Source organism: Albidovulum sp., from assembly GCF_041919395.1.
GTDB lineage: Bacteria > Pseudomonadota > Alphaproteobacteria > Rhodobacterales > Rhodobacteraceae > Albidovulum.
In genome coordinates, this window is record NZ_JAYRTX010000058.1 from 1 (window position 1) to 21,735 (window position 21,735).

Annotated in this window: 20 protein-coding genes and 1 pseudogene; 9 read left to right on the forward strand and 12 right to left on the reverse strand. The window is 67.9% G+C overall.

The genetic code is table 11. The features are described 5' to 3' along the window. From ACMUOO_RS10870 to ACMUOO_RS10885, 4 genes and pseudogenes are all read right to left on the reverse strand, one after another. Positions 1 to 278, reverse strand: a pseudogene (locus ACMUOO_RS10870) (aminopeptidase N); the annotation flags it as partial. A 62-nt stretch (positions 279 to 340) separates the two neighbouring features. Beyond that, a complete protein-coding gene (locus tag ACMUOO_RS10875) occupies positions 341 to 796 on the reverse strand; it encodes an SRPBCC domain-containing protein (protein ID WP_301917436.1) in 456 nt (151 codons plus the stop codon). Beyond that, the gene (locus ACMUOO_RS10880) at positions 793 to 1,263 is read right to left on the reverse strand and encodes an SRPBCC family protein (RefSeq protein WP_301917435.1); all 471 of its coding nucleotides are present in this window, start codon (positions 1,261 to 1,263) and stop codon (positions 793 to 795) included. Before ACMUOO_RS10880 ends, ACMUOO_RS10875 begins: the two co-directional genes overlap by 4 nt. Next, the gene (locus ACMUOO_RS10885) at positions 1,241 to 1,600 is read right to left on the reverse strand and encodes an ArsR/SmtB family transcription factor (RefSeq protein WP_301917434.1); all 360 of its coding nucleotides are present in this window, start codon (positions 1,598 to 1,600) and stop codon (positions 1,241 to 1,243) included. The genes ACMUOO_RS10880 and ACMUOO_RS10885 overlap by 23 nt, the downstream gene beginning before the upstream one ends. Positions 1,601 to 1,806: 206 nt before the next feature. Here ACMUOO_RS10885 and ACMUOO_RS10890 point away from each other — a divergent pair, with 206 nt between their 5' ends. Together ACMUOO_RS10890 and ACMUOO_RS10895 are read left to right on the forward strand one after the other, a co-directional pair. After that, the gene (locus ACMUOO_RS10890; RefSeq protein WP_301917433.1) at positions 1,807 to 3,948 is read left to right on the forward strand and encodes a malate synthase G; all 2,142 of its coding nucleotides are present in this window, start codon (positions 1,807 to 1,809) and stop codon (positions 3,946 to 3,948) included. Between the two features lie 211 nt (positions 3,949 to 4,159). Next, positions 4,160 to 4,942, forward strand: coding sequence for a gamma-glutamyl-gamma-aminobutyrate hydrolase family protein (locus tag ACMUOO_RS10895; RefSeq protein WP_301917432.1), 783 nt, complete (start codon positions 4,160 to 4,162; stop codon positions 4,940 to 4,942). A gap of 42 nt (positions 4,943 to 4,984) precedes the next feature. On the opposite strand, the gene kynA is transcribed toward ACMUOO_RS10895, so the two are convergent. The 3 genes from kynA to kynU all read right to left on the reverse strand — a co-directional run bounded on the left by kynA (position 4,985) and on the right by kynU (position 7,644). Next, positions 4,985 to 5,818: a tryptophan 2,3-dioxygenase gene (kynA, locus tag ACMUOO_RS10900; RefSeq protein WP_301917431.1), complete on the reverse strand. Its 834-nt coding sequence runs from the start codon at positions 5,816 to 5,818 to the stop codon at positions 4,985 to 4,987. Between the two features lie 156 nt (positions 5,819 to 5,974). Next, positions 5,975 to 6,451 carry a GNAT family N-acetyltransferase gene (locus tag ACMUOO_RS10905; protein ID WP_301917430.1) on the reverse strand — a complete coding sequence of 159 codons (477 nt, stop codon included), beginning with the start codon at positions 6,449 to 6,451 and terminating at the stop codon, positions 5,975 to 5,977. Then, positions 6,448 to 7,644 carry a kynureninase gene (kynU, locus tag ACMUOO_RS10910; protein ID WP_301917429.1) on the reverse strand — a complete coding sequence of 399 codons (1,197 nt, stop codon included), beginning with the start codon at positions 7,642 to 7,644 and terminating at the stop codon, positions 6,448 to 6,450. Before kynU ends, ACMUOO_RS10905 begins: the two co-directional genes overlap by 4 nt. 191 nt (positions 7,645 to 7,835) lie before the next feature. Here kynU and ACMUOO_RS10915 point away from each other — a divergent pair, with 191 nt between their 5' ends. From ACMUOO_RS10915 to ACMUOO_RS10940, 6 genes are all read left to right on the forward strand, one after another. Further along, positions 7,836 to 8,276 carry a methyltransferase family protein gene (locus ACMUOO_RS10915; RefSeq protein WP_301917428.1) on the forward strand — a complete coding sequence of 147 codons (441 nt, stop codon included), beginning with the start codon at positions 7,836 to 7,838 and terminating at the stop codon, positions 8,274 to 8,276. A gap of 149 nt (positions 8,277 to 8,425) precedes the next feature. Further along, positions 8,426 to 9,997, forward strand: a complete 1,572-nt coding sequence (locus tag ACMUOO_RS10920) for a Re/Si-specific NAD(P)(+) transhydrogenase subunit alpha (RefSeq protein WP_301917427.1) — start codon at positions 8,426 to 8,428, stop codon at positions 9,995 to 9,997. Positions 9,998 to 10,010: 13 nt separating this feature from the next. Beyond that, positions 10,011 to 11,444, forward strand: coding sequence for an NAD(P)(+) transhydrogenase (Re/Si-specific) subunit beta (locus ACMUOO_RS10925; RefSeq protein ID WP_301917426.1), 1,434 nt, complete (start codon positions 10,011 to 10,013; stop codon positions 11,442 to 11,444). Between the two features lie 121 nt (positions 11,445 to 11,565). Continuing rightward, positions 11,566 to 12,474 carry a YghX family hydrolase gene (gene yghX, locus ACMUOO_RS10930; RefSeq protein ID WP_301917425.1) on the forward strand — a complete coding sequence of 303 codons (909 nt, stop codon included), beginning with the start codon at positions 11,566 to 11,568 and terminating at the stop codon, positions 12,472 to 12,474. Positions 12,475 to 12,628: 154 nt separating this feature from the next. Next, positions 12,629 to 13,798, forward strand: coding sequence for an MFS transporter (locus ACMUOO_RS10935; protein ID WP_301917424.1), 1,170 nt, complete (start codon positions 12,629 to 12,631; stop codon positions 13,796 to 13,798). 111 nt (positions 13,799 to 13,909) lie between these two features. Beyond that, the gene (locus ACMUOO_RS10940) at positions 13,910 to 15,187 is read left to right on the forward strand and encodes a DUF3422 family protein (RefSeq protein WP_301917423.1); all 1,278 of its coding nucleotides are present in this window, start codon (positions 13,910 to 13,912) and stop codon (positions 15,185 to 15,187) included. Positions 15,188 to 15,257: 70 nt separating this feature from the next. Here ACMUOO_RS10940 and ACMUOO_RS10945 read toward each other — a convergent pair whose 3' ends face one another. The 5 genes from ACMUOO_RS10945 to ACMUOO_RS10965 all read right to left on the reverse strand — a co-directional run bounded on the left by ACMUOO_RS10945 (position 15,258) and on the right by ACMUOO_RS10965 (position 21,033). Beyond that, positions 15,258 to 16,196 carry an ABC transporter permease gene (locus ACMUOO_RS10945; protein ID WP_301917422.1) on the reverse strand — a complete coding sequence of 313 codons (939 nt, stop codon included), beginning with the start codon at positions 16,194 to 16,196 and terminating at the stop codon, positions 15,258 to 15,260. Beyond that, positions 16,189 to 17,196 (reverse strand): ABC transporter permease, encoded by a 1,008-nt coding sequence (locus ACMUOO_RS10950; RefSeq protein ID WP_301917421.1) that lies wholly within the window; start codon positions 17,194 to 17,196, stop codon positions 16,189 to 16,191. The genes ACMUOO_RS10945 and ACMUOO_RS10950 overlap by 8 nt, the downstream gene beginning before the upstream one ends. Positions 17,197 to 17,278: 82 nt before the next feature. After that, entirely contained in the window at positions 17,279 to 18,982 is a 1,704-nt protein-coding gene (locus ACMUOO_RS10955) for a peptide ABC transporter substrate-binding protein (RefSeq protein ID WP_301917420.1), read from the reverse strand. Between the two features lies 1 nt (position 18,983). Next, positions 18,984 to 20,039, reverse strand: a complete 1,056-nt coding sequence (locus tag ACMUOO_RS10960) for an ABC transporter ATP-binding protein (protein ID WP_301917419.1) — start codon at positions 20,037 to 20,039, stop codon at positions 18,984 to 18,986. Further along, positions 20,032 to 21,033: an ABC transporter ATP-binding protein gene (locus ACMUOO_RS10965; protein WP_301917418.1), complete on the reverse strand. Its 1,002-nt coding sequence runs from the start codon at positions 21,031 to 21,033 to the stop codon at positions 20,032 to 20,034. The genes ACMUOO_RS10960 and ACMUOO_RS10965 overlap by 8 nt, the downstream gene beginning before the upstream one ends. Positions 21,034 to 21,262: 229 nt before the next feature. On the opposite strand from ACMUOO_RS10965, the gene ACMUOO_RS10970 reads away from it, so the two are divergent. Beyond that, positions 21,263 to 21,735 (forward strand): M20/M25/M40 family metallo-hydrolase (locus ACMUOO_RS10970; protein WP_413855233.1); only part of this gene is annotated, 473 nt, incomplete at its 3' end.

Below are 21,735 nucleotides of genomic sequence, written 5' to 3' on the forward strand. Positions count from 1 at the left end.
CCGTCGGGCAGGTCGTCGGCCGCGACGGTCAGGCCGGCCGCGTCCTCGGCGGGCGTCACGGCGCGACCGTCGATCCGCGCCGAGAGGAGCGCGAGTTTCTCGCCATCGAGCCTGAGGTCGTGCCGCCCCGGCCGCGCCGGATTGGGCGCGAAGCCGATCCGCGACAGGACGCGCGTGGCGGTGGGCGAAAGACGGAAGATCAGATCGACGCCAGTCACGCTGAACGGGTAGGGGGCGTAGTCGGCAAGCCGGGTCGGCTGCGGGGCTTCGTCTTTCATCGGGGGCCTCGGGATTGGTTCGGTGGCGGAGGTTAGGTCCTCCGCCCACCCACCGCAACCGCTCAGGCCGCGCCTATGTGCGCGGCAAGCTTGCCGAGCGTCTGTAGCCCCAGTTCCACCGCCCCGAAGCCCTTTGCGGTCTCGTATTCCTCGGCGGTGACGAAGGTCATCGAAAGCGTGACCCTGGTCCTGCCATCGATATCCTCGAACCGCGCCGAGGCGTCGGCGTGCTTCGGTCCGTCCTCGCCCCAAAGGAGCGTGTAGGCGATGCCGCCCACCGGGTCGAAGCGGCTGTAGCGGTGGTGGTTGGGCCAGACGGTGCCATCCGGGCCGATCATGTCGAAGACCCATTCGCCCCCCGCCCTGAGGTCGATCCGCTTCGTCCGGCAGGAAAAACCATCGGGACCCCACCATCTGGGCAGTGCGGCCGGGTCGCTCCAGGCCGCCCAGACCGCCGCGACGGGGGCGGCGATCACCCGTTCCAGCATCATGGTGCGATCTTCGGGGGCCCCGGTCATTTCATCAGCCCCCGGGCATATTCCTCCAGTTGATCCACCACCGTGCCCCAGCCGTCGAAAAAGCCCATCGCCTTGTGCTGTTCGGCCGTCTCGGCCGAGCGGTGGCGGGCGATGGCGGTATAGGTGGTGCCGCCGTCGGCCGTATCCGAGAGGAGCAGCAGCGCGGTCATGAACGGGTCGGGCGCGGGTTTCCACCCCTCGCGGTAGGCGTCGGTGAAGACCAGCCGTTCCTGCGGCACCACCTCCAGATAGACGCCGTGGTTCTCCATCAGGTTGCCTTCGACCTCGAAGGTGGTGTTGAAGCGCCCGCCGACGCGCAGGTCGAGGTCGCAGGCGGTCACCCGGTGCGGGCGCGGCACGAAGAAATGCGGGATATGCTCGGGCGAGGTCCAGCATTCCCAGACGAGGCGGCGCGGCACCGCCAGGGTGCGGGTGAAACTGAGGTCAGTCTTTGGATCGAGGTCCATCTGCGCGTTCCTTCATCAGTCGGGTTACATAGTCGTCCAGCCGGTCGAGGCGCCCCTCCCAGAGGGCGCGCTGGTCGTCGAGCCAGCTTCGCACCGGGGTGAAGGCCCCCGGAACGAGGGTGACGGTGCGGATGCGCCCCGTCTTCGCGGTGGTGACGAGGCCCGCGGCCTCCAGCCTCTGGACATGGCCGAGGAACGAGGGCAGCGCCATGTCGAAGGGCGCCGCCAGTTCCGTGACCGTCGCCGGACCCCGCGCCAGCCGTTCCAGCATCGCCCGCCGCGTCGGATCGCCGAGCGCCTGGAAGAGGGTGTCGAGCTGGCCGGGGGAGAGGTTCATCGGGCCTTCATCGCTTAGGTATGTTCCTAACTATTCCGAAAGGGCGAGTCGCGCAAGCCAAAGTTAGTCAATTGGCTTACTTTCAAATCCGAATGGTCCTTTCGGATTTGCCATCAAGACGCGGGCCCGCAAGCGTTGCCGCGCCGCCCGCCTTTCGCTAGGCCTTGCGATCAGAGTGCCGAGCGCGGGGACCGGGAGGACAGGTGATGCGGGTCGAACGGAACGGACTGAAGGTCGCGACGGAACTCGCCGCCTTCATCGAGGAACGCGCGTTGCCGGGGACGGGCGTCGCCCCCGCGGTGTTCTGGGAGGGCCTCGCCGGGATCGTCCGCGACCTTGCGCCGAAGAATCGGGCGCTTCTGGCGAAACGGGACGACCTTCAGGCGAAGATCGACGCCTGGCATGTCGCCCACCGCGGCCGGCCGCATGACCACGAAGCCTACAAGGCCTTCCTCAGCGAGATCGGCTACCTCCTGCCCGAAGGCCCCGCGTTCGAGATCGGCACCGAAAACACCGATCCCGAGATCGCGACCGTTCCGGGCCCGCAGCTCGTCGTGCCGGTGACGAACGCGCGCTATGCGCTCAACGCCGCGAACGCCCGCTGGGGCAGTCTTTACGACTGCCTCTACGGCACCGACGCGATGGGCTCCCTGCCGCCGAAGGGCGGCTACGAGAAGGGTCGGGGGGCGCGGGTCGTGGCGCGGGCGCGTGTCTTTCTCGACGAGGCTTTCCCGATCCAGGGCGCGAGCCACGCCGACGTGCGGCGCTATCATGTCAGGGAGGGCGTGCTTCTCGTCGACGACATGCCTCTCGTCCAGCCCGAGAAGTTCGTGGGCTACCGCGGCAATCCCAAGGCACCGGACGCGGTGCTTCTTTGCAACCACGGGCTCCACGTCGAGCTGGTGTTCGACCGGGCGCATTTCATCGGTGCGCGGGATCAGGCCGGACTTGCCGACGTGCAGATGGAAAGCGCCGTCTCGGCGATCATGGACTGCGAGGATTCCGTCGCCTGCGTCGACGCCGAGGACAAGGTCGAGGCCTATGGCAACTGGCTCGGCCTGATGAAGGGCGACCTTCAGGACACGTTCGAGAAGGGCGGCCGGACGATGACCCGGCGGCTGAACCCCGACCGCGTCTACTCCGCGCCCGACGGGTCGCAGATCAGCGTCAAGGGCAGGGCGCTGATGCTTGTGCGCAATGTCGGCCATCTGATGACCAACCCGGCGATCCTCGACGCCGCGGGCGCCGAGGTCTTCGAGGGGCTGATGGACGCCATGGTCACGGTGGCCATCGCGATGCACGACATCGGGAAGACCGGCGGTGTGCGGAACTCCGTCAAGGGCTCGGTCTATGTCGTGAAGCCCAAGATGCACGGGCCGGAGGAGGTCGCCTTCACCGACGAGATATTCACCCGGGTCGAGGCGGCGCTGGGCCTTGCCCGCAATACCGTGAAGATCGGCATCATGGACGAGGAGCGGCGCACCTCGGTCAATCTGAAGGAATGCATCCGCGCCGCCAAGGACCGGGTCTGCTTCATCAACACGGGCTTTCTCGACCGCACCGGGGACGAGATCCATACATCGATGGAGGCCGGCCCCTTCAGCCGCAAGGACTTCATCAAGCGCAAGGCCTGGATCAACGCCTACGAGGCACAGAATGTGGACATCGGGCTCGAATGCGGGCTTTCCGGCAAGGCGCAGATCGGCAAGGGCATGTGGGCCATGCCCGACATGATGGCCGCGATGCTGGATGAGAAGATCGCCCACCCGCGCGCGGGCGCGAACTGCGCCTGGGTGCCCTCGCCCACGGCGGCCACACTCCATGCCCTGCACTACCACAGGGTCGATGTCTTCGCGGTGCAGGCGCGGCTGAAGAAGGGCGGGCGGCGCGCGCATGTGGACACGCTTCTCGACATTCCGCTCGCAGCCTTCCGCAAGTGGACGCCCGACCAGATCCGCCGCGAGGTGGAGAACAACGCGCAAGGCATCCTCGGCTATGTCGTGCGCTGGGTCGACCAGGGCGTCGGCTGCTCCAAGGTGCCCGACATCAACGACGTTGGCCTGATGGAGGACCGTGCCACCTGCCGGATCAGCGCCCAGCACATCGCCAACTGGCTGCATCACGGCGTGGTGTCCCGCGACGAGGTGATGGACGTCCTGCGCAGGATGGCCGCTGTCGTGGACCGGCAGAACGCGGGCGACCCCGCCTACCGGGCGATGGCGCCGGGCTTTCAGGGCACCGCGTTCCAGGCGGCCTGCGACCTTGTCTTCCTCGGCCGCGAACAGCCTTCCGGCTACACCGAGCCGGTCCTGCACCGCCGCCGGGCCGAGGTGAAGGCGGCGCACTGAGGGCGCACCGCCCTCGGCCCCCGTGAGGTTCCTGCGCCAGCCAGGAAGGCAGACCGGACCTTTCCGAAGCGGGGCACGATCCGCCGGATTTCCGGGCATCGTCGCCGGCCCTGACCTCTGCGCCGGCGCAGAGGGCCCTGTGCGCGGCGCGGGGCTTTTCCTCCGCGCCGGCGCGGCCTATCCTTCGCGGAAGGAAACGACGGATATGCGCATGACCCGGCCAATCGTCGGCATCATCGGCAACATGAACCTCATCAACGACGAGTATCCCGTCCATGCCGGCGGCACGATGAACTCCGCCGCGGTGGCGCAGGTGGCGGGCTGCATGCCGCTCTTGATCCCGTCGGACCCGCGCTTCGTCAGCGTCGAGGAGCTTCTCGACGCCTGCCACGGGTTCCTCCTGACCGGCGGGCGGCCGAACGTCCATCCGTCGGAATACGGCGAGGAGGAGACCGAGGCGCATGGCGCCTTCGACCGCTGCCGCGATGCGATCACGCTGCCCTTGGTGCGCGCCTGTGTCGAGCGGGGCCAGCCCTTCCTCGGCATCTGCCGCGGCTTTCAGGAAGTGAACGTGGCGCTCGGCGGCACGCTCCATCCCGAGATCCGCGACCTTCCGGGCCGGATGAACCACAGGATGCCGCCCGAGGGCACGATCGAGGAGAAATTCGCGCTGCGCCACCGGGTGCGGTTCTCCGAGGGTGGTCCCTTTGCGCGGCTTTTCGGCGCGGCCGAGGTGATGACGAACTCGCTTCACGGGCAGGGGATCAAGCAGCCCGGCAAGCGGATCGTGATCGACGGCTGGGCGGAGGACGGCACGCCCGAGGCGCTTTTCGTCGAGGGCGCGGCAGGATTCACGCTCGCGGTGCAGTGGCATCCGGAGTGGAACGCCGCGACCGATCCTGTGTCGCGGCCCCTGTTCCGGGCCTTCGGCGAGGCCGCCGCGCGATGGGCCGTGTCGCGGCAACCGGGGACCGAACGGGTGCGGATCGCCTGACGGCGCGCCCTGCCAGAGGCGCCGCCCGCGTTCGCGGCGCGGTCAGAGCGCGGTGCGCACCCGCCAAAGTTCCGGAAACAGTTCCACCTCGAGCATCCTGCGCAGGTAGGGCACCCCGCCGGTTCCGCCGGTCCCGCGTTTCAGCCCGATCACGCGCTCGACGGTGGTGACGTGGTTGAAGCGCCAACGGCGGAAGTAGTCCTCGAAATCGACGAGCTTTTCGGCCAGTTCGTAAAGCGCCCAGTGCTCCTCGGGTGCACGGTAGACGACGGTCCAGACCTTCATGACCCCTTCGTCTTCTGCCCAGGGTTGGCGGAAGTCGCGCTTCAGCACCGCCTCCGGCACGGCAAGGCCCGCGCGGGCGGCCACCCGAAGCGCCTCGTCGTAGAGCGAGGGACGGGCGAGCTCGGCCTCCAGTTTCGCGAGGATGTCGGGCCGGTGGGCGTGCGGGCGCAGCATCGCCGCGTTGCGGTTGCCTGCGGCATATTCGATCAGCCGGTACTGCCAGGACTGGAAGCCCGAGGACTGGCCGAGGGCGGCGCGAAACCGGGTGTAGTCGGCGGGCGTCATGGTGCGCAGCACGTCCCAGGCGGAATTCAGCTGCTCCATGATGCGGGCGACGCGGGCGAGCATCTTGAAGGCCGGTTGCAGCGCGTCCCGCGCCATCGCGGCGCGGGCGGCGGCGAGTTCGCCGAGCGCGAGTTTCATCCAGAGTTCGGAGGTCTGGTGCTGGATGATGAACAGCATCTCGTCCTGCGCGTCGCTGAGCGGCGCCTGCGCGGTCAGGAGCGCGTCGAGTTTCAGGTAGTCGCCATAGCTCATGCGGCCGTCGAAGGACATCTGCGCGCCTTCGGCCGAGGGGTCATAGGTGGTCATGGTGGTCTCCGTGGAAAGGTGCTGGAAGGCGCCCCGTCAGGGTCCGATCCTAAAGGCTTTCCGCCGCAATGACTGCGGTCCTGCCGATCCTGCGCCACAGCCCCGCCCAGGCGCCGGGGCGCGCCAGCCGCGGTTCGATGCGGCGGGTTTCGGGTTTCATGGCCGTGACCCGAGGTCGAGCGACATCAGGAACGTCTCGTAAATCTGCCCGTCGGCCGCGTAATTCTCGGCCGCGTCGAGCCGCCAGCCCTGCTTCTCGAAGAAGCGGCGGGCAAGATGGCTGGCGCGGACGGTCAGGCGCGACAGCCCCTCGGCCCGGGCATGGTCGAGAAGCGCGCCGTAAAGCGCCTGCGCGACGCCCTTGCCCATGACCTCCGGCAGGACGAAGGCCATGTCGAGATAGCCTTCGCGATCCAGTGACATGAAGCCGGTCATGCCCCTGTCGTCCTCGGCCACCCAGCACCACTGGTCCATCTGCGGGTCCGGTTCGTCCCAGTCCGGCTCGGGCGCGGGCGCCCAGGCGGCGCGCTGTGCCGCGTCGTAGAAGGATGCCGCGCCTTCGCGGACGGCGCGGTAGAAGACCAGCGCCTTCGCGGTCCGGTCTTCCGGGCGATAGGCGCGGACTTGCATCATGTCACCTTCGCGCGGGCCCTGAACTCCGCCCGGTCCCACAGCTGCTCGTCCATGACCCGCTTCAGGATCGCCACCGCGCGCTTCACGTCCGCCATCGTGGTGTAGAGCGGCGTGAAGCCGAAGCGCAGGATGTCCGGGGCGCGGAAGTCGCCGATGACGCCGTGGGCGATCAGCGCCTGCATGATCGCGTAGCCCTCGGGGTGGCGGAAGCTGACCTGGCTGCCGCGCGCCGCGGGGTCGCGGGGCGAGGCGAGCGTCAGGGCGGGGCAGGCGGCCTCGACCCCGGTCAGGAACGCCTCGCTGAGGTCGATCGACCGGGCGCGGACATCGGCCATGTCCACCCGGTCCCAGATGTCCATCGAGGCCTCGAGCGCCGCCATCTGCAGGATCGGCGGGGTGCCCACGCGCATCCGCTCGATGCCCGCGCCGGGTCGGTAGTCGAGGTCGAAGGCAAAGGGCGCCTCGTGACCCAGCCAGCCGGAAAGCGCCGGGCGCACCTGCGCGGCCAGCCGCGGCGCGATGTAGATGAAGGCCGGACCGCCGGGGCCGGAGTTCAGGTACTTGTAGGTGCAGCCCACGGCGAAATCGGCGCGGCAGCCGGCCAGGTCCACCTCCACCGCGCCGGCCGAATGGGCAAGGTCCCAGACGACGAGCGCGCCGGCCGCATGGGCTTTCTCGATCAGCCGCTTCATGTCGTGCCGGCGTCCGGTGCGGTAGTCGACCTCGGTCAGCATCAGGACGGCAAGGTCGGGGGTGATCGCCGCCTCGACCGCCTCGGGGGCGACGGTGCGCAGTTCGTAGCCCTGCCCGAGCGTGCGTACAAGGCCGTCGGCCATGTAGAGGTCCGAGGGGAAGTTGCCGGTGTCCGACAGGATCACCCGGCGGTCCGGGCGCAGGTCTAGCGCGGAGGCGAGTGCCTGGTAGACCTTGATCGACAGCGTGTCGCCGAGGACGACCGTGCCGGGTTCCGCCCCGATCAGACGCCCGATGCGGTCGCCGAGCCGGCGCGGAAGGTCCATCCATCTCGCCCGGTTCCAGGCGGTGATGAGCATTTCGCCCCACTCCTTCGTGACGCATTCCGCGACACGCGCGGCAGCGGCCCTCGGCAGCGGCCCGAGCGAGTTGCCGTCGAGGTAGATCACGCCCTCGGGCAGGGCGAAGGCGGCGCGGGTGGCGACGAAATCGGTCGGCATCGGTCTTCCCCATCGGTTTTCCACGATCTTGGAGACTTGTACTGCCGCCGGCCAGAGGAATTTCGCGCGTCCTCTGGTGCCGTGCGCCCCGATCACACCCGAGGGATACGTCGCCGGCGAAGCGGGCGGCGCACTTGAACTCCGCATGTCCTCCACACTAGGGTCGCGCGAAACTTTCTCTGGGGATCCCGATGGCCAAGGAAATCGACTTTCCGCCGGTCTGGCTGGCCGGATTTGCCGCCCTCGGGGGCGCGATCGGGCGCGTCGTGCCCGTCGTGACGCCCGTGAACGACATCCTCGGCGCCGCCCTGATCTTCGCCGGCCTCGCGCTCATGATCGTGGCCGCGGGCCAGATGCTGATCGCACGGACGAGCGTCATCCCCCGCCGCGACCCCGACGCCTTTGTCCATGGCGGGGTCTTCCGCCTCAGCCGCAACCCGATCTACCTCGCCGACGCGATCCTGCTCGCCGGCCTCTACATCGCCTGGGACGCGCTCATCGCGCTGCCGCTCGTCGCCGTCTTCGCCATCGTGATCCAGAAGCGCTTCATCCTCGACGAGGAGGCGCGGCTGAGCCGGCGCTTCGGCGACGAATACCTCGAATACACAGCGCGTGTCCGGCGATGGCTATGACCTCGCGCAGGCCGGGCGCAGGCCGGCGCGGCGCTCTGCGATTGCCTGTTGTGGCGACGCCGCGTTGCAGAGTAACAGTTTCCGCCAAGGCACTGACATGACGGAACACGCGGGCGACCGCGCGGGGGACATTCCGGAAAGGAGAGACAGTGAAGATCGGGGCACCGAAGGAGATCTTTGAGGGCGAGAACCGCGTCGCGATGACACCGGACTCCGCCCTTCAGCTGCAGAAGCTGGGGCATGAATGCTTCATCGAGACGGGCGCGGGGGCAAAGGCCGGGTTTTCCGATGCGGCCTACGAGGCCGCGGGTGTCAAGGTCGTCAAGACGGCGGCCGCGCTCTTCAAGGAGGTGGATGTCGTCGCCAAGGTGCGCCCCCCGACCGAGGCCGAGACGAAGCGGCTCGGCGCCGGGCAGACGCTGATCTCGTTCTTCTATCCCGCTCAGAACAAAGAGCTTCTGGAGCTTGCCAACAAGCAGGGCGCGACCGTCATCGCCATGGACATGGTGCCGCGCATCAGCCGGGCGCAGAAGATGGACGCGCTGTCGTCGATGGCGAACATCGCCGGCTACCGCGCGGTGATCGAGGCGGGCAACAACTTCGGCCGCTTCTTCACCGGCCAGGTGACGGCGGCGGGCAAGGTGCCCCCGGCCAAGGTCCTGATCATCGGCGCGGGTGTCGCGGGGCTGGCCGCCATCGGCACATCGACGAGCCTCGGCGCGATCACCTACGCCTTCGACGTGCGCCCAGAAGTGGCCGAGCAGATCGAATCGATGGGCGCGGAATTCGTCTATCTCGACTTCGCCGAGCAGACCGACGGGGCGGCGACCGGCGGCTATGCCGCGCCCTCGTCGCCGGAGTTCCGCGAGGCGCAGCTGAAGAAGTTCCGCGAGCTGGCGCCCGAGATGGACATCGTCATCTCCACCGCGCTGATTCCCGGCCGCGATGCGCCGGTCCTCTGGACGAAGGACATGGTCGAGGCGATGAAGCCCGGCTCGGTCATCGTCGACCTTGCCGCCGAGCGCGGCGGCAACTGCGAACTGACGGTGAAGGACGAGAAGATCGTGACGCCGAACGGCGTGACCATCGTCGGCTATACCGATTTCCCCTCGCGCATGGCCGCCCAGGCCTCGACGCTCTATTCGACCAACGTCCGCCACATGATGACGGACCTGACGCCGGCCAAGGACGGTGTCGTCAACCAGAACATGGACGACGACGTGATCCGCGGCGCGACCGTGACCCATGCGGGCGCGGTCACCTTCCCGCCGCCGCCGCCGAAGATCCAGGCGATCGCCGCACAGAAGCCGAAGGAGAAGCCGAAGGAACTGACACCGGAGGAGAGGCGCGCGGCCGAGGTGGCGGCCTTCAAGGCGCAGACCCGGAGCCAGGTGACGCTGCTTGGCGTCGGCGGGGCGCTGATCCTGCTCGCAGGGCTTTTCGCCCCGGCGAGCTTCATGCAGCACTTCATCGTCTTCGTGCTCTCGGTCTTCGTCGGCTTCCAGGTGATCTGGAACGTCTCGCATTCGCTGCACACTCCACTGATGGCGGTGACGAACGCGATTTCGTCGATCATCATCCTCGGCGCACTGTTGCAGATCGGATCGGGCTCGTTCCTCGTGATCCTGCTCGCGGCGCTTTCGGTCTTCATGGCCGGGATCAACATCTTCGGTGGCTTCATGGTCACCCGGCGCATGCTCGCCATGTTCCAGAAGTCGTAAGGAGACGGGCGCGATGGACTACGGATTCACCACGGCCGCCTACGTTGTTGCGGCAGTCCTCTTCATCCTCTCGCTCGGCGGGCTTTCCGGGCAGGAAAGCGCCAAGCGCGCGGTCTGGTACGGCATCGTCGGCATGGCGCTCGCCGTGCTGGCGACGCTGGCGGGGCCGGGGGCAGGCCTCTGGCCGCTCTCGGTCCTTCTGGTCCTTGGCGGCGGCGTCATCGGCTGGATCGTCGCGCAGCGCGTCCAGATGACCGAGATGCCGCAGCTTGTGGCCGCGATGCACTCGCTCGTTGGTCTGGCGGCGGTCTTTGTCGGCTTCAACGCGCATTTCGAGCTTGGCCGTGTGCTGGCGATGGATACGGCCGCGCGCGAGGCGGCCACCGGCTTCGCGGCGGTCCTCGCCCACAAGAGCCCGGTCGAGGTCAACATCCTGCGCATCGAGCTTTTCCTCGGCGTCTTCATCGGCGCGGTGACCTTCACCGGCTCGGTCATCGCCTTCGGCAAGCTCGCGGGCAAGGTGACGTCGAAGGCGGAAAAACTGCCGGGCGGGCACATGCTGAACGCCGGGGCCGCGGCGCTCTCGGCGATCTGCCTGATCTGGTACTTCAACAGCGGCGGCTTCCTGCCGCTGATCCTGATGACGCTGGCCGCGCTCTTCATCGGCTATCACCTGATCATGGGCATCGGCGGGGCCGACATGCCGGTCGTCGTCTCGATGCTGAACAGCTACTCGGGCTGGGCGGCGGCGGCGATCGGCTTCTCGCTCTCGAACGACCTCCTCATCGTCGTCGGCGCGCTGGTCGGCTCCTCGGGTGCGATTCTCTCCTACATCATGTGCAAGGCGATGAACCGCAGTTTCGTCAGCGTCATCCTCGGCGGCTTCGGCAACACCACGGGCCCGGCGATGGAGATCGCGGGCGAGCAGATCGCCATCGACGCCGAGGGCGTGGCGGCGGCCTTGAACGACGCCGACTCGGTGATCATCGTGCCGGGCTACGGCATGGCGGTGGCGCAGGCGCAGCAGTCGGTGGCGGAACTCACCCGCAAGCTGCGCGCCAGGGGGAAAGAGGTTCGCTTCGGCATCCATCCCGTGGCGGGCCGTCTGCCCGGCCACATGAACGTGCTTCTGGCCGAGGCCAAGGTGCCCTACGACATTGTCCTCGAGATGGACGAGATCAACGACGACTTCCCCTCGACCGACGTCGCCATCGTCATCGGCTCGAACGACATCGTGAACCCTGCCGCACAGGAGGACCCGAACTCCCCCATCGCGGGGATGCCGGTCCTGGAGGTCTGGAAGGCGAAACAGGTCTTCGTCTCCAAGCGCGGTCAGGGCACCGGCTATTCCGGGATCGAGAACCCCTTGTTCTACAAGGAGAACACCCGGATGTTCTACGGCGACGCGAAGAAGAGCGTGGACAGCCTCCTGCCGATGCTCGACTGAGCGACCGCGCAGCCTGCGACAGTGACGTGACCCCGTCCGGAAGGGCGGGGTCACTTTCTTTTGTCCGGGTGCCGCCAACACTCCGCGCTATCCTTGCCGCGCAGACGCAGGAGGAACCGCCGTGAACCCTGAAGGCAAGCCGACCCCGCGCAAGAGCGCGAAGGACTTCGATTCCCGCATTCTCGAGATTTTCGATGGCTATGTGCACGGCAGGATGTCGAAACGCGAGTTCATCGAGCGCGCGGGCAAGTTCGCCGCCGCGGGCGTGACCGGGGCGATGATCCTCGAACAGCTCCAGCCCAATTACGCGCTTGCCCAGCAGGTCGCGCCGGATGATCCCGCGATCGAGACCATGACCGCGGAATACATGAGCCCCGAGGGCAACGGCCGCGTGACGGGGCTGATGGCGAGGCCCTCGGGCGCCACCGGGAAGCTCGCGGCCGTACTCGTGATCCACGAGAACCGCGGGCTCAATCCCTACATCGCCGATGTCGTGCGGAGGGTGGCCAAGGCGGGCTACCTCGCCTTCGGGCCGGACGGGCTCTCACCGCTCGGGGGATACCCCGGCAACGACGATCAGGGGCGCGAGATGCAGGCGAGCCTCGACCCGGCCAGGCTGATGGCCGATTTCTTCGCCGCCTACGAATTCCTGAGCGGGCACGAGGGCTCCACCGGAAAGGTCGGCGCGGTGGGCTTCTGCTATGGCGGCGGGGTCTGCAACGCGCTCGCCGTCGCCTACCCCGACCTCGCGGCCTCGGTCCCGTTCTATGGTCGCCAGCCGGCGGTCGAGGACGTGGCGAAGATCGAGGCGCCGCTGATGCTGCACTACGCCGGGCTCGACGAGCGGATCAACGCCGGCTGGCCGGCCTACGAAGACGCCCTGACGGCGGCCGGCAAGAGCTACGAGGCCTTCATCTACGAGGGCGTGAACCACGGCTTTCACAACGACACGACGCCCCGCTACGATGCCGCGGCGGCGGAACTCGCCTGGTCGCGCACGATGGATTTCTTCGCCCGCCATCTGTCCTGAGGCACGGCCAAGGCGAAGGGCCGCCGGTCCGTGACATGCCCGGGCCGGCGGCGCGGTCGCTCGCGCCCTGTACCGGACGCGCTGGCACAGGCGCGGCGAGGGGACTATGACTTCCCATGCAACGGCCTCTCAGTCCTGTCCGAAAGGTTGCCCGATGCGCGCAAACCTTCCCCGCGGCGTCGTGGCGCTCGGCTTCGTCAGCCTCTTCATGGACATCTCGTCCGAGATGATCCACGGGCTCCTGCCGGTCTTTCTCACCGGCACGCTCGGGGCCTCCGTGGTGCTTGTCGGCCTCGTCGAGGGGCTGGGCGAGGCCGTGGCGCAGATCGTCAAGGTGTTCTCGGGCGCGCTTTCGGACCGGCTGGGGCGCAGGAAGCCGCTCCTCGTCCTTGGCTACGGGCTGGCCGCGCTGACGAAACCCGTCTTCGCGCTGGCCGGCAGCCCGGGGGTCGTGCTTGCGGCCCGCGTGACCGACCGGATCGGCAAGGGCATCCGGGGCGCCCCGCGCGACGCGCTCGTCGCCGAGCTCGTGCCGGAGGCGGCACGCGGCGCGGCCTACGGGCTCAGGCAGTCGATGGACACGGTGGGGGCCTTCACCGGCCCGCTGCTCGCCATCGCGCTCATGGCGCTGACGGGGGGCGACATCCGGCTTGTCTTCGCGCTCGCCATCCTGCCCGCAGCCGTGGCCTTGGCGATCCTCGTCGGTGGCGTGCGCGAACCCGCGCGCCACGAAGTCGCGGCACCGCGTGCCGGTCTCGACGGACGGACCGTTTCCAGCCTGCCCGCGGCCTTCTGGTCTGTGGTCGCGGTCGGCGCGGTGATGGCATTTGCGAGGCTGTCCGAGGCCTTCCTGATCCTCAAGGCGGCCGACGTCGGGGTGGGCGCGGCCTATGTGCCCCTCGTGCTCGTGATCCTGAATGTGGTCTATGCCGCCACGGCCTGGCCCGCCGGTGCGCTCTCCGACAGGCTGGGCCGCGGCGGGCTGCTTGGCGTCTCCATCGCGGCTCTCGCGCTGGCACTCGGCCTCCTCGCCATGGCCGAGGGGCTGTCGGTCACGGTGATCGGCATCGCCCTCTGGGGGCTTCACATGGGGCTGAGCCAGGGGCTGCTTTCGGCGGCCGTGGCCGACACCGCGCCGGCGGCGCTCCGGGGGACGGCCTTCGGCGTCTTCAACCTCGCGGCCGGTCTCGCCACGCTTGCCGCCAACGGGGCGGCGGGCCTGCTCTGGGCCGCGGGAGGCTCGGCCGTGGCCTTTGGCGCCGCGGGCGCCGCAGCACTCCTGGCGTTCGGTCTCGTCTGCGTCCTGCCCTCCTTGCGCGGCTGACGGCGTTGCAGAAATACCAGTATACCGCCGTGTGCGCCGGTCCGGTCACGCCGCGCCTGATCTTTGCTCCGGCGCTTGGCTAACCTGTTCCGGATTTCCCGGGCCTTTCTGATGATCGACGACCATCCCCTTCGCTTTCCCCTGGTGAACGAGCTGCATGCCCGGCCGTTCCCGTCGCTTTCCGTGCCCGGCCATGCCGTCTACGTCGCGGTGAAACAGCCTCTCGACGCGCACAACCGCGACCGAGCCGCCGACCGGGCGCATCTTCTGGCGCTTCTCGACCGGCACGGCGCAGCGCATCCGCCAAATGAGGCAACCCATCACGGCGCGCGGATCGGCCGGCATGACCTCAAGTGGGAAAGCCACACCGAATTCGTGACCTATTCGGCCTTCGGCCGCGGCATCGGCGCGCGCCCCTTCGACCCGGCCGACGCGGAGGTCTTCCCGCCGGACTGGATGGCCTCAGCGCCCGGAAAACGCATCGCCGCCTGCCTGGTCCGGATCGAGCCTCTTCCCGACGACCTCGACCGGGTCCGCGAGAGTCTCGACGCCTGGTTCGTGGCCGAAAGCCTCGCGTGCTCGTGGGTCCTCGACGAGGCGGCCATCATCGCAGGCGATTTCCAGATCGACCCGGCCGGCCACATGCGTTTCGCGGTCTTCATCCGGCCCGGCACCGGCGCGCGCCGGGTGGGCCGCATCGTCCAGCGCCTTTGCGAGATCGAGACCTACCGGGCCATGTCGATGCTCGGCCTTGGCCGGGCACGCGAACTCACGGCGCGGCTCAACGCCCTCGACCCCGAGCTCTCCGGCCTTGTCACCGCGCTCTCGCACAAGGGCAGCCACGCCGAGGCGACGCTCGACACTCTCCTCGGCATCTCGGCCGAACTGGAGGCGCTGGCCACGCGCCACACCTTCCGCTTCGGCGCGACGGTGGCCTACGAGGCGCTCGTCAACCAGCGCGTGCAGGTGCTGCGCGAGACGCGCTTCGACGGCCGCCAGACCTTCGGCGAATTCATGATGCGCCGCTACGACCCCGCGATGCGCACGGTGAAATCCGCCGAGCGACGGCTGGAACAGATGGCGGGCCGCGCGGTGCGTGCGGGGGAACTTCTGCGCACCCGCGTCGATGTGGAGCGCTCGGCCCAGAACCAGAAGCTCCTGGAAAGCATGGACCGTCGCGCCGACATCGCGCTCCGGCTGCAGCACACGGTGGAGGGCCTCTCGGTCGTCGCGATCAGCTACTATGCTGTTAGCCTCGCGGGCTACCTCCTGCTGCCCCTTGCCGAGGCGTTCCACTGGTCCAAGTCGGCGCTGACCGCGGCGCTCGTGCCCGTCGTCGTCCTCGCCGTCTGGTTCATGATCCGCCGCATCCGCAAGGCGATGCACTGACACCCTTTCTGTCCGGAAATGCTCCGGCAGGGTCAGGGAGGGCAGCGCGCTCCCGGCGGCTCGGCCATGCTCACCGCCCGCGGATGCGCGGGTCGAGCGCGTCGCGCAGGCCATCGCCGATGTAGTTGACCGAGAGCACGGTGAGCGAGATTGCCACCCCGGGCAGGACGACCCTGAGCGGGTAGAGCTGCATCTGGTCCACGGCGTCGAAGAGGATGCGCCCCCAGGTCGGGAAGTCCGGCGGAAAGCCGAGCCCGAGGAACGAAAGCGCGCTTTCGGTGATGATCGCGTTGGCGATGCCCAGCGTGGCGGAAACCATGATCGGGCTCATGACGTTGGGCAGGATGTGGCGCAGCACCAGCCGGCGCGACGGTGTGCCGATCGAGCGCGCGGCCAGCACGAATTCCCGCTCCTTCAGCGTCAGCACCTCGCCCCGGACGATCCGCGCCGCGTGCATCCAGCTCGTCACCCCGATCGCCGTGACGATGAGGAGGAATATCCCCGTCTCGGTCCCGAGCGCCTGGCTCAGCGGTTCGCGGAAGAGCGTCACCATGAGGAGCAGAAGCGGCAGGAGCGGCAGCGACAGGAAGAGGTCGGTCATCGACATCAGGAACCCGTCCGCCCGCTTGAAGAAGCCCGCGACGACACCGATCAGCGTCCCGAGGAAGAGCGACAGCGCCATCGCGGTGAGGCCGACGGCGATCGACACGCGCCCGCCCGCCATGATCCGCGCCAGCATGTCGCGGCCGAGCTGGTCGGTGCCGAAGGGATGCGCGAGGCTCGGCCCCTGGTTCCTGAGCTTCAGCATGTTGACGGGGTTGGGATCGACATAGGTCGGATCGAGCCGCCACAGGAAGGGGCCGAGCAGCACGGCGAAGAGGATCGCGCCGAAGATCACCAGCCCGACGAGCGCACCCTTGTGGGTCTTGAACTGGTCCCAGACATCCCACCACTGGTTGCGGGGCGGGCGGACGGCGGCCTCGACGCGGGCGCCACTTGCCTCAGTCATAGCGGATCCTCGGGTCAAGGACGCCGTAGAGCACGTCGGCGATCAGGTTGAAGAGCACGGTCAGCGCCGCGAAGATGAAGGTCAGCGTCTGCACCATCGGCAGGTCGTTGGCATAGATCGCGGTGATCAGGAGCTGGCCGAGCCCGTTCACCTTGAACACCTGCTCGGTGATGATCGCGCCGCCGAAGATCGTGGGGATGCCGAGGGCGATGACCGTCACCACCGGGATGAGCGAGTTGCGCAGGACGTGTCGCAGCACGACGACCTTCTCGCTCATGCCCTTGGCGCGGGCGGTGCGGACGTAGTCCTGCTGCAGGTTGTCGAGCATCGAGGCGCGCATGAAGCGGCTGATCTGGCTCGCGTTGAAAAGCGCGAGCACGGTCACCGGCATGACCATCTGCCGCGCCTGCTTCAGGAAGCTCTCCCAGTCCGTGACCTTCAGCGTGGTGTCGTAGATCGAGGGGAACCAGTGCAGGTTCACCGCGAAGACGATGATCAGGACGACGCCGGTGAAGAACGTGGGGACGGAGAAGCCGACCATCGAGACGAAGGTGCCGAGGTTGTCGAACCAGGAATACTGCCGGTAGGCCGAAATGATGCCGATCGGCACCGCGATGACAACGCCGACGACATAGGCAAGTCCGACGACCCAGAGCGTCTGCGGCAGGCGCTGCCAGATGATGTCCATCGCCGGCGCCCGGAACTGCCAGGAGACGATGCGGCCGGTCGGGTCGGCGAAGGCGGTGCCGAAGAGGCTGTCGACGAGATGCAGCGGCTCGGTCCAGAAGAACTGCTTCAGCCAGAGGAGGTAGCGCACCCACGCCGGCTGGTCGAGGCCAAGCGCGGCGCGCATCTTCTCGCGCACCTCCGGCGGCACCGTCAGCGGCTGGTCGGCGAGGGGGTCGCCGGGAGCCATTTCCAGGATCAGGAAGATGACGAGACTGATGAACAGAAGCGTCGGGATCGCGATCAGCAGGCGTCGGATCGTGTAGGTGAGCATCGGCGTCTCGGTTCAGCGGTTTCGGATGGCAGAACGGGGCGGGCCGGAAGGCCCGCCCCGCCGCGATACGGGGAGGATCAGATCACTTGACCCGGAACCAGTCCGAAGTGTTCCACAGCTCGCTGTCCCAGGTGTTCAGGACGACGCCGCCGAGCGTGTTGGAATGCGCCGAGTTGCGGCCACGGTCGACCAGCGGCACGACGACATAGCTGTCCTTGGTCAGCATCTCGTTGAGCTTCTTGGCGATCTCGGCGCGCTTCTCGATCTCGCCGGTCCTGGCGAGTTCGGCGACGAGCGTGTCGTAGGCCGGGTCGCAGAAGCGGTTGATGTTCTCGCCCTGCCAGCCGTTGTCCGGGCCCGGGATCTTGTCGCAGAGGTACTGCGACAGATAGGGTTCGGGATCGGTCCCGTCGAAGTTGTTGGCGTACATCTCCACGTCGGCATAGAACTTCTGGAACGTGTCGGGCGAGCCCGGATCGCCGCCGAAGAAGACCGAGGCGTCGACGTTCTTCAACTCGGTCTCGACACCGATTTCGGTCCACCACTGCTTGACCAGCGCCTGGAAGTCCTGGCGCACGGCGTTGGTTGAGGTCTGGTAGAGCAGCGACAGCTTCTTGCCGTCCTTGTCGCGGATGCCATCGCCGTCCGAGTCGGTCCAGCCGGCTTCCTCCAGCAGCGCCTTCGCCCCCTCGACGTCCTGGGAGAGGCATTCGGTGTTGTCGGATGCGAACATCTCGGGCGCGGGCACCAGGTTGCAGGTCGGCCGCCCGGCCGAGCCATAGCCGACCTCGACGAGCAGATTGCGGTCGATCGCCATGGAAAGGGCCTTGCGCACCCTGATGTCCGAGAGGATCGGGTGCGGGTGCTTCACGGTCGAACGCTCGCCCTCGGCAAGGCTCGGCGAGGGATCGGTCATGTTCATCTCGATCCGCTCGACGAGCGTACCGAAGGCGTTGATGACCTTGCCCTTGCCGGCGGCTTCCATGCCCGCAAGCACGTCGGGCGCAAGCTGCAGGTTCCAGGCATAGTCGAACTCGCCGGTCTCGAGGACGGCACGGCCCGCCGCCGCCGCGTCGCCGCCACCCTTGAAGGTCACGGTCGCGAAGGCCGGCTTCGCCGGGTCGCGGTAGTTCGGGTTGGCTTCCATCGAGATCACGTCGTTCGGCTTGAACTCGGTCACCTTGAAGGGGCCGGTGCCGATGGGACCGAAGTTCGCGTCGGTGCACTGCTGTGCCGCCGCGCCGAGGCAGTTGGCGAACTGGGCCTTCTGGATGATCGGCGAGGTGGAGCCGACGAAGGCGTTGTAGGGGTTGGGCTTGGGCGCCGTGAAGGTCACCTTCACCGTCATGTCGTCCAGCGCCTCGACAGACTGGATGCCCTCGTAGCGCGCGGCCTGGCTGCAGCCGCCCTCGGGGTGGGTGCAGTATTCGTAGGAAAAGACCACGTCGGCCGAGGTCACGGGCGTGCCGTCGGACCACACCAGTCCGGGCTTCAGCTTCCAGGTGATCGTCGTCAGGTCCTCCGACACCCCGCCGTTGGCAAGCGTCGGCACATCCTCGGCGAGGCGGGCGAAAAGCTCGCCCTTCTCGTTGAAGCCGGCGAGCGGCTCGAGGATCATCGACGAGGATTCCACGTCCTTCGTGCCGGACGACAGGTAGGGGTTCAGGATCGACGGCGCCTGCCAGTAGATGATGTTCAGATGGCCGTCGGCACCGCGTTCGGCGAAGGCCGCGGGGGCCAGCGCGATCCCGGCAGCTGCGCCCAAGAGGGCTGATTTCAGTCTCATGTCATACTCCTTGTTGGATGCTCTTTCTGGCCTCGGCCGCCGCCGTTGGTCCGGCGGTCTCGTTCGTTTCGGAATAGAGGTGGCAGGCGGCAAAGCGCCCCGGCTCCACCTCGCGGAAGGCGGGCTCCACCTGCCTGCAGATGTCCATCACCTTCGGGCAGCGGGTGCAGAAGTTGCAGCCCTTCGGCGGATTGGCGGGCGAGGGCACGTCGCCGGTCAGGATGATCCGGCGGCGGTGCGCCTCAAGTTCCGGGTCGGGTTCCGGGACGGCGGAGAGCAGCGCCTGGGTATAGGGGTGCAACGGCTTGAGGTAGAGATCGTCGCGGGGGGCAAGCTCGGCGATCTGGCCGAGATACATTACTGCCACCCGGTCGGCGATATGACGGACCATCGACAGGTCGTGACTGATGAAGAGATAGGTCAGGCCCAGCCGGTCCTGAAGTTCTTCGAGCAGGTTCACGACCTGCGCCTGGATCGACACGTCGAGCGCCGCGATCGGTTCGTCGCAGACGACGAACTTCGGGTTGAGCGCGAGCGCCCGGGCGATGCCGATGCGCTGGCGCTGGCCGCCCGAGAACTCGTGCGGGTAGCGGTTGGCGTAATTGCGGTTGAGACCGACCGCATCCATCAGCTCGTAGATCCGCGCCAGCTTCTCGGCCTTCGAGAGTGTCGTGTGTTCGTCGAGCGGTTCGCCGATGATTGCCGCGACCGTCATGCGCGGGTTGAGGCTCGCCTGCGGGTCCTGGAAGACCATCTGCATCGTCGGGCGGAGTTCTCTGAGGTCAGACTGGGGCGCATCGGCGATCTCGCGGCCCTCGATCCGGATCGAGCCGGCGGTGGGGTCGTAGAGCCTGAGGATCACCCGGCCGCAGGTGGACTTGCCGCAGCCGGACTCGCCAACGAGCCCGAGGGTTTCGCCCTCGAAGATGTCGAAGCTGACGTTGTCGACCGCCTTCACGTCGCCGATCTTGCGGCGGAGGAGGCCGGCGGTGATCGGGAAATACTTCCGGAGACCCCGGACCTCGACGAGCTTTCGGCGGGCAGGCGCGTCAAGCATCGGAGGCCTCCGGCGCGGGGTCCCAGAAACAGGCGACGTCATGTCCGGGGCCGACCGGCCGGCGGGCGGGGTTCTCGCGAGCGCAGCGATCGAAGGCATGCGGGCAGCGCGCGCGGAAGGAGCAGGCCGTGGGGGCGGCGATCAGGATCGGCGGCTGGCCCTCGATGACGTTGAGCTTCGCCTCCCGCTCCCCGCGTACGGAGGGGATCGTCTTGAGAAGCGCGCGGGTATAGGGGTGGCGCGGGCGGTGGAAAAGGTCCTTCACCGGTGCCTGTTCGACGATCTGGCCGCCGTACATCACGATCACGCGGTCGGCGATCCCGGCGATCACCCCGAGGTCGTGGGTGATCCAGACGATCGCCATGCCGAGCTTGCGGCGCAGTTCCCGCACCAGTTCGAGGATCTGTGCCTGGATCGTCACGTCGAGCGCGGTCGTCGGCTCGTCGGCGATCAGCACCTTCGGGTCGCAGGCGAGCGCGATGGCGATCATCACCCGCTGGCGCATCCCGCCCGAGAACTGGTGGGGAAAGTCGTCGAGCCGGCGCCGCGCGTCCGGGATGCCGACAAGCTCCAGAAGCTCCTGCGCCCGCTTTCGTGCTGCCGCCTTGTCCATCCCCATGTGCTTGCGCAAGGGCTCCATGATCTGGAAGCCGACGGTGAAGACCGGGTTGAGCGAAGTCATCGGGTCCTGGAAGATGAAGCCGATCTCGCCGCCGCGCACGGCGCGCAGATGGTCCTGCGGACATCTCAGGAGGTCGGTTCCGCCGAACAGGACCTCGCCCGCGCGCACGTCGGCGGGCGGCGACGGCAGGAGACCGATCAGCGACATCATCGTCACCGACTTGCCCGAACCGCTCTCGCCGACGACGCCGAGAAGCTCTCCGGGTTTCAGGTCGAAGCTGACGGAATTGACGGCGTGAACCTCGCCGCCGCGTGTCCTGAATACGGTCTTCAGGCCCTTGACATCAAGGACGGGCGAGGCCCCATCGGGCATTTACGACTCCCAGTCGGTCTTTTTGTAATTCTTGTGCCCGGTCTGCGCCGGTTGTTTGGTCGAAGTGTTAGCCATTTTCACCCGTCCGGCAACAACCAATTCTGCCGTGGTCCGGCGCGTCATCTCGGGCGGAATGCCGGCGGGGTCGGGCAGCGTGCCCGGGCCTTGACCATTCCCCTCCGGCCCGTCACGGTCCCGGCGACGGCGAGGAGACGGCGAGGAGACGGCGATGGCAACACTATCCGAGGCGCGCAGGATTCTCGACCGGCTGGTGGCCTTTCCTACCGTGAGCCGCGACACGAACCTGCCGCTCGTCGACTGGGTCGAGGATTATCTGAAGGACCACGGTGTCACGGCGCATCGGGTCTGGAACGCCGAGCGGACGAAGGCGAACCTCTGGTGCTCGGTCGGACCCGACGTCCCCGGCGGGGTGATCCTGTCGGGCCATTCCGACGTGGTGCCGGTCGAGGGCCAGTCCTGGACGACCGATCCCTGGACGGTGACCGAGAAGGACGGGCGCCTCTATGGCCGAGGCACCTGCGACATGAAGGGCTTCGTCGCGCTTGCGCTCGCCGCCGTGCCGCTCGCGCTGAACTCGGGCGCGAAACGGCCCTTGCAGATCGCGCTCTCGATCGACGAGGAACTGGGCTGTGTGGGATGCGTGCCCATGGTCGCGGAACTTGCCGCGCGGGCACCGAGGGC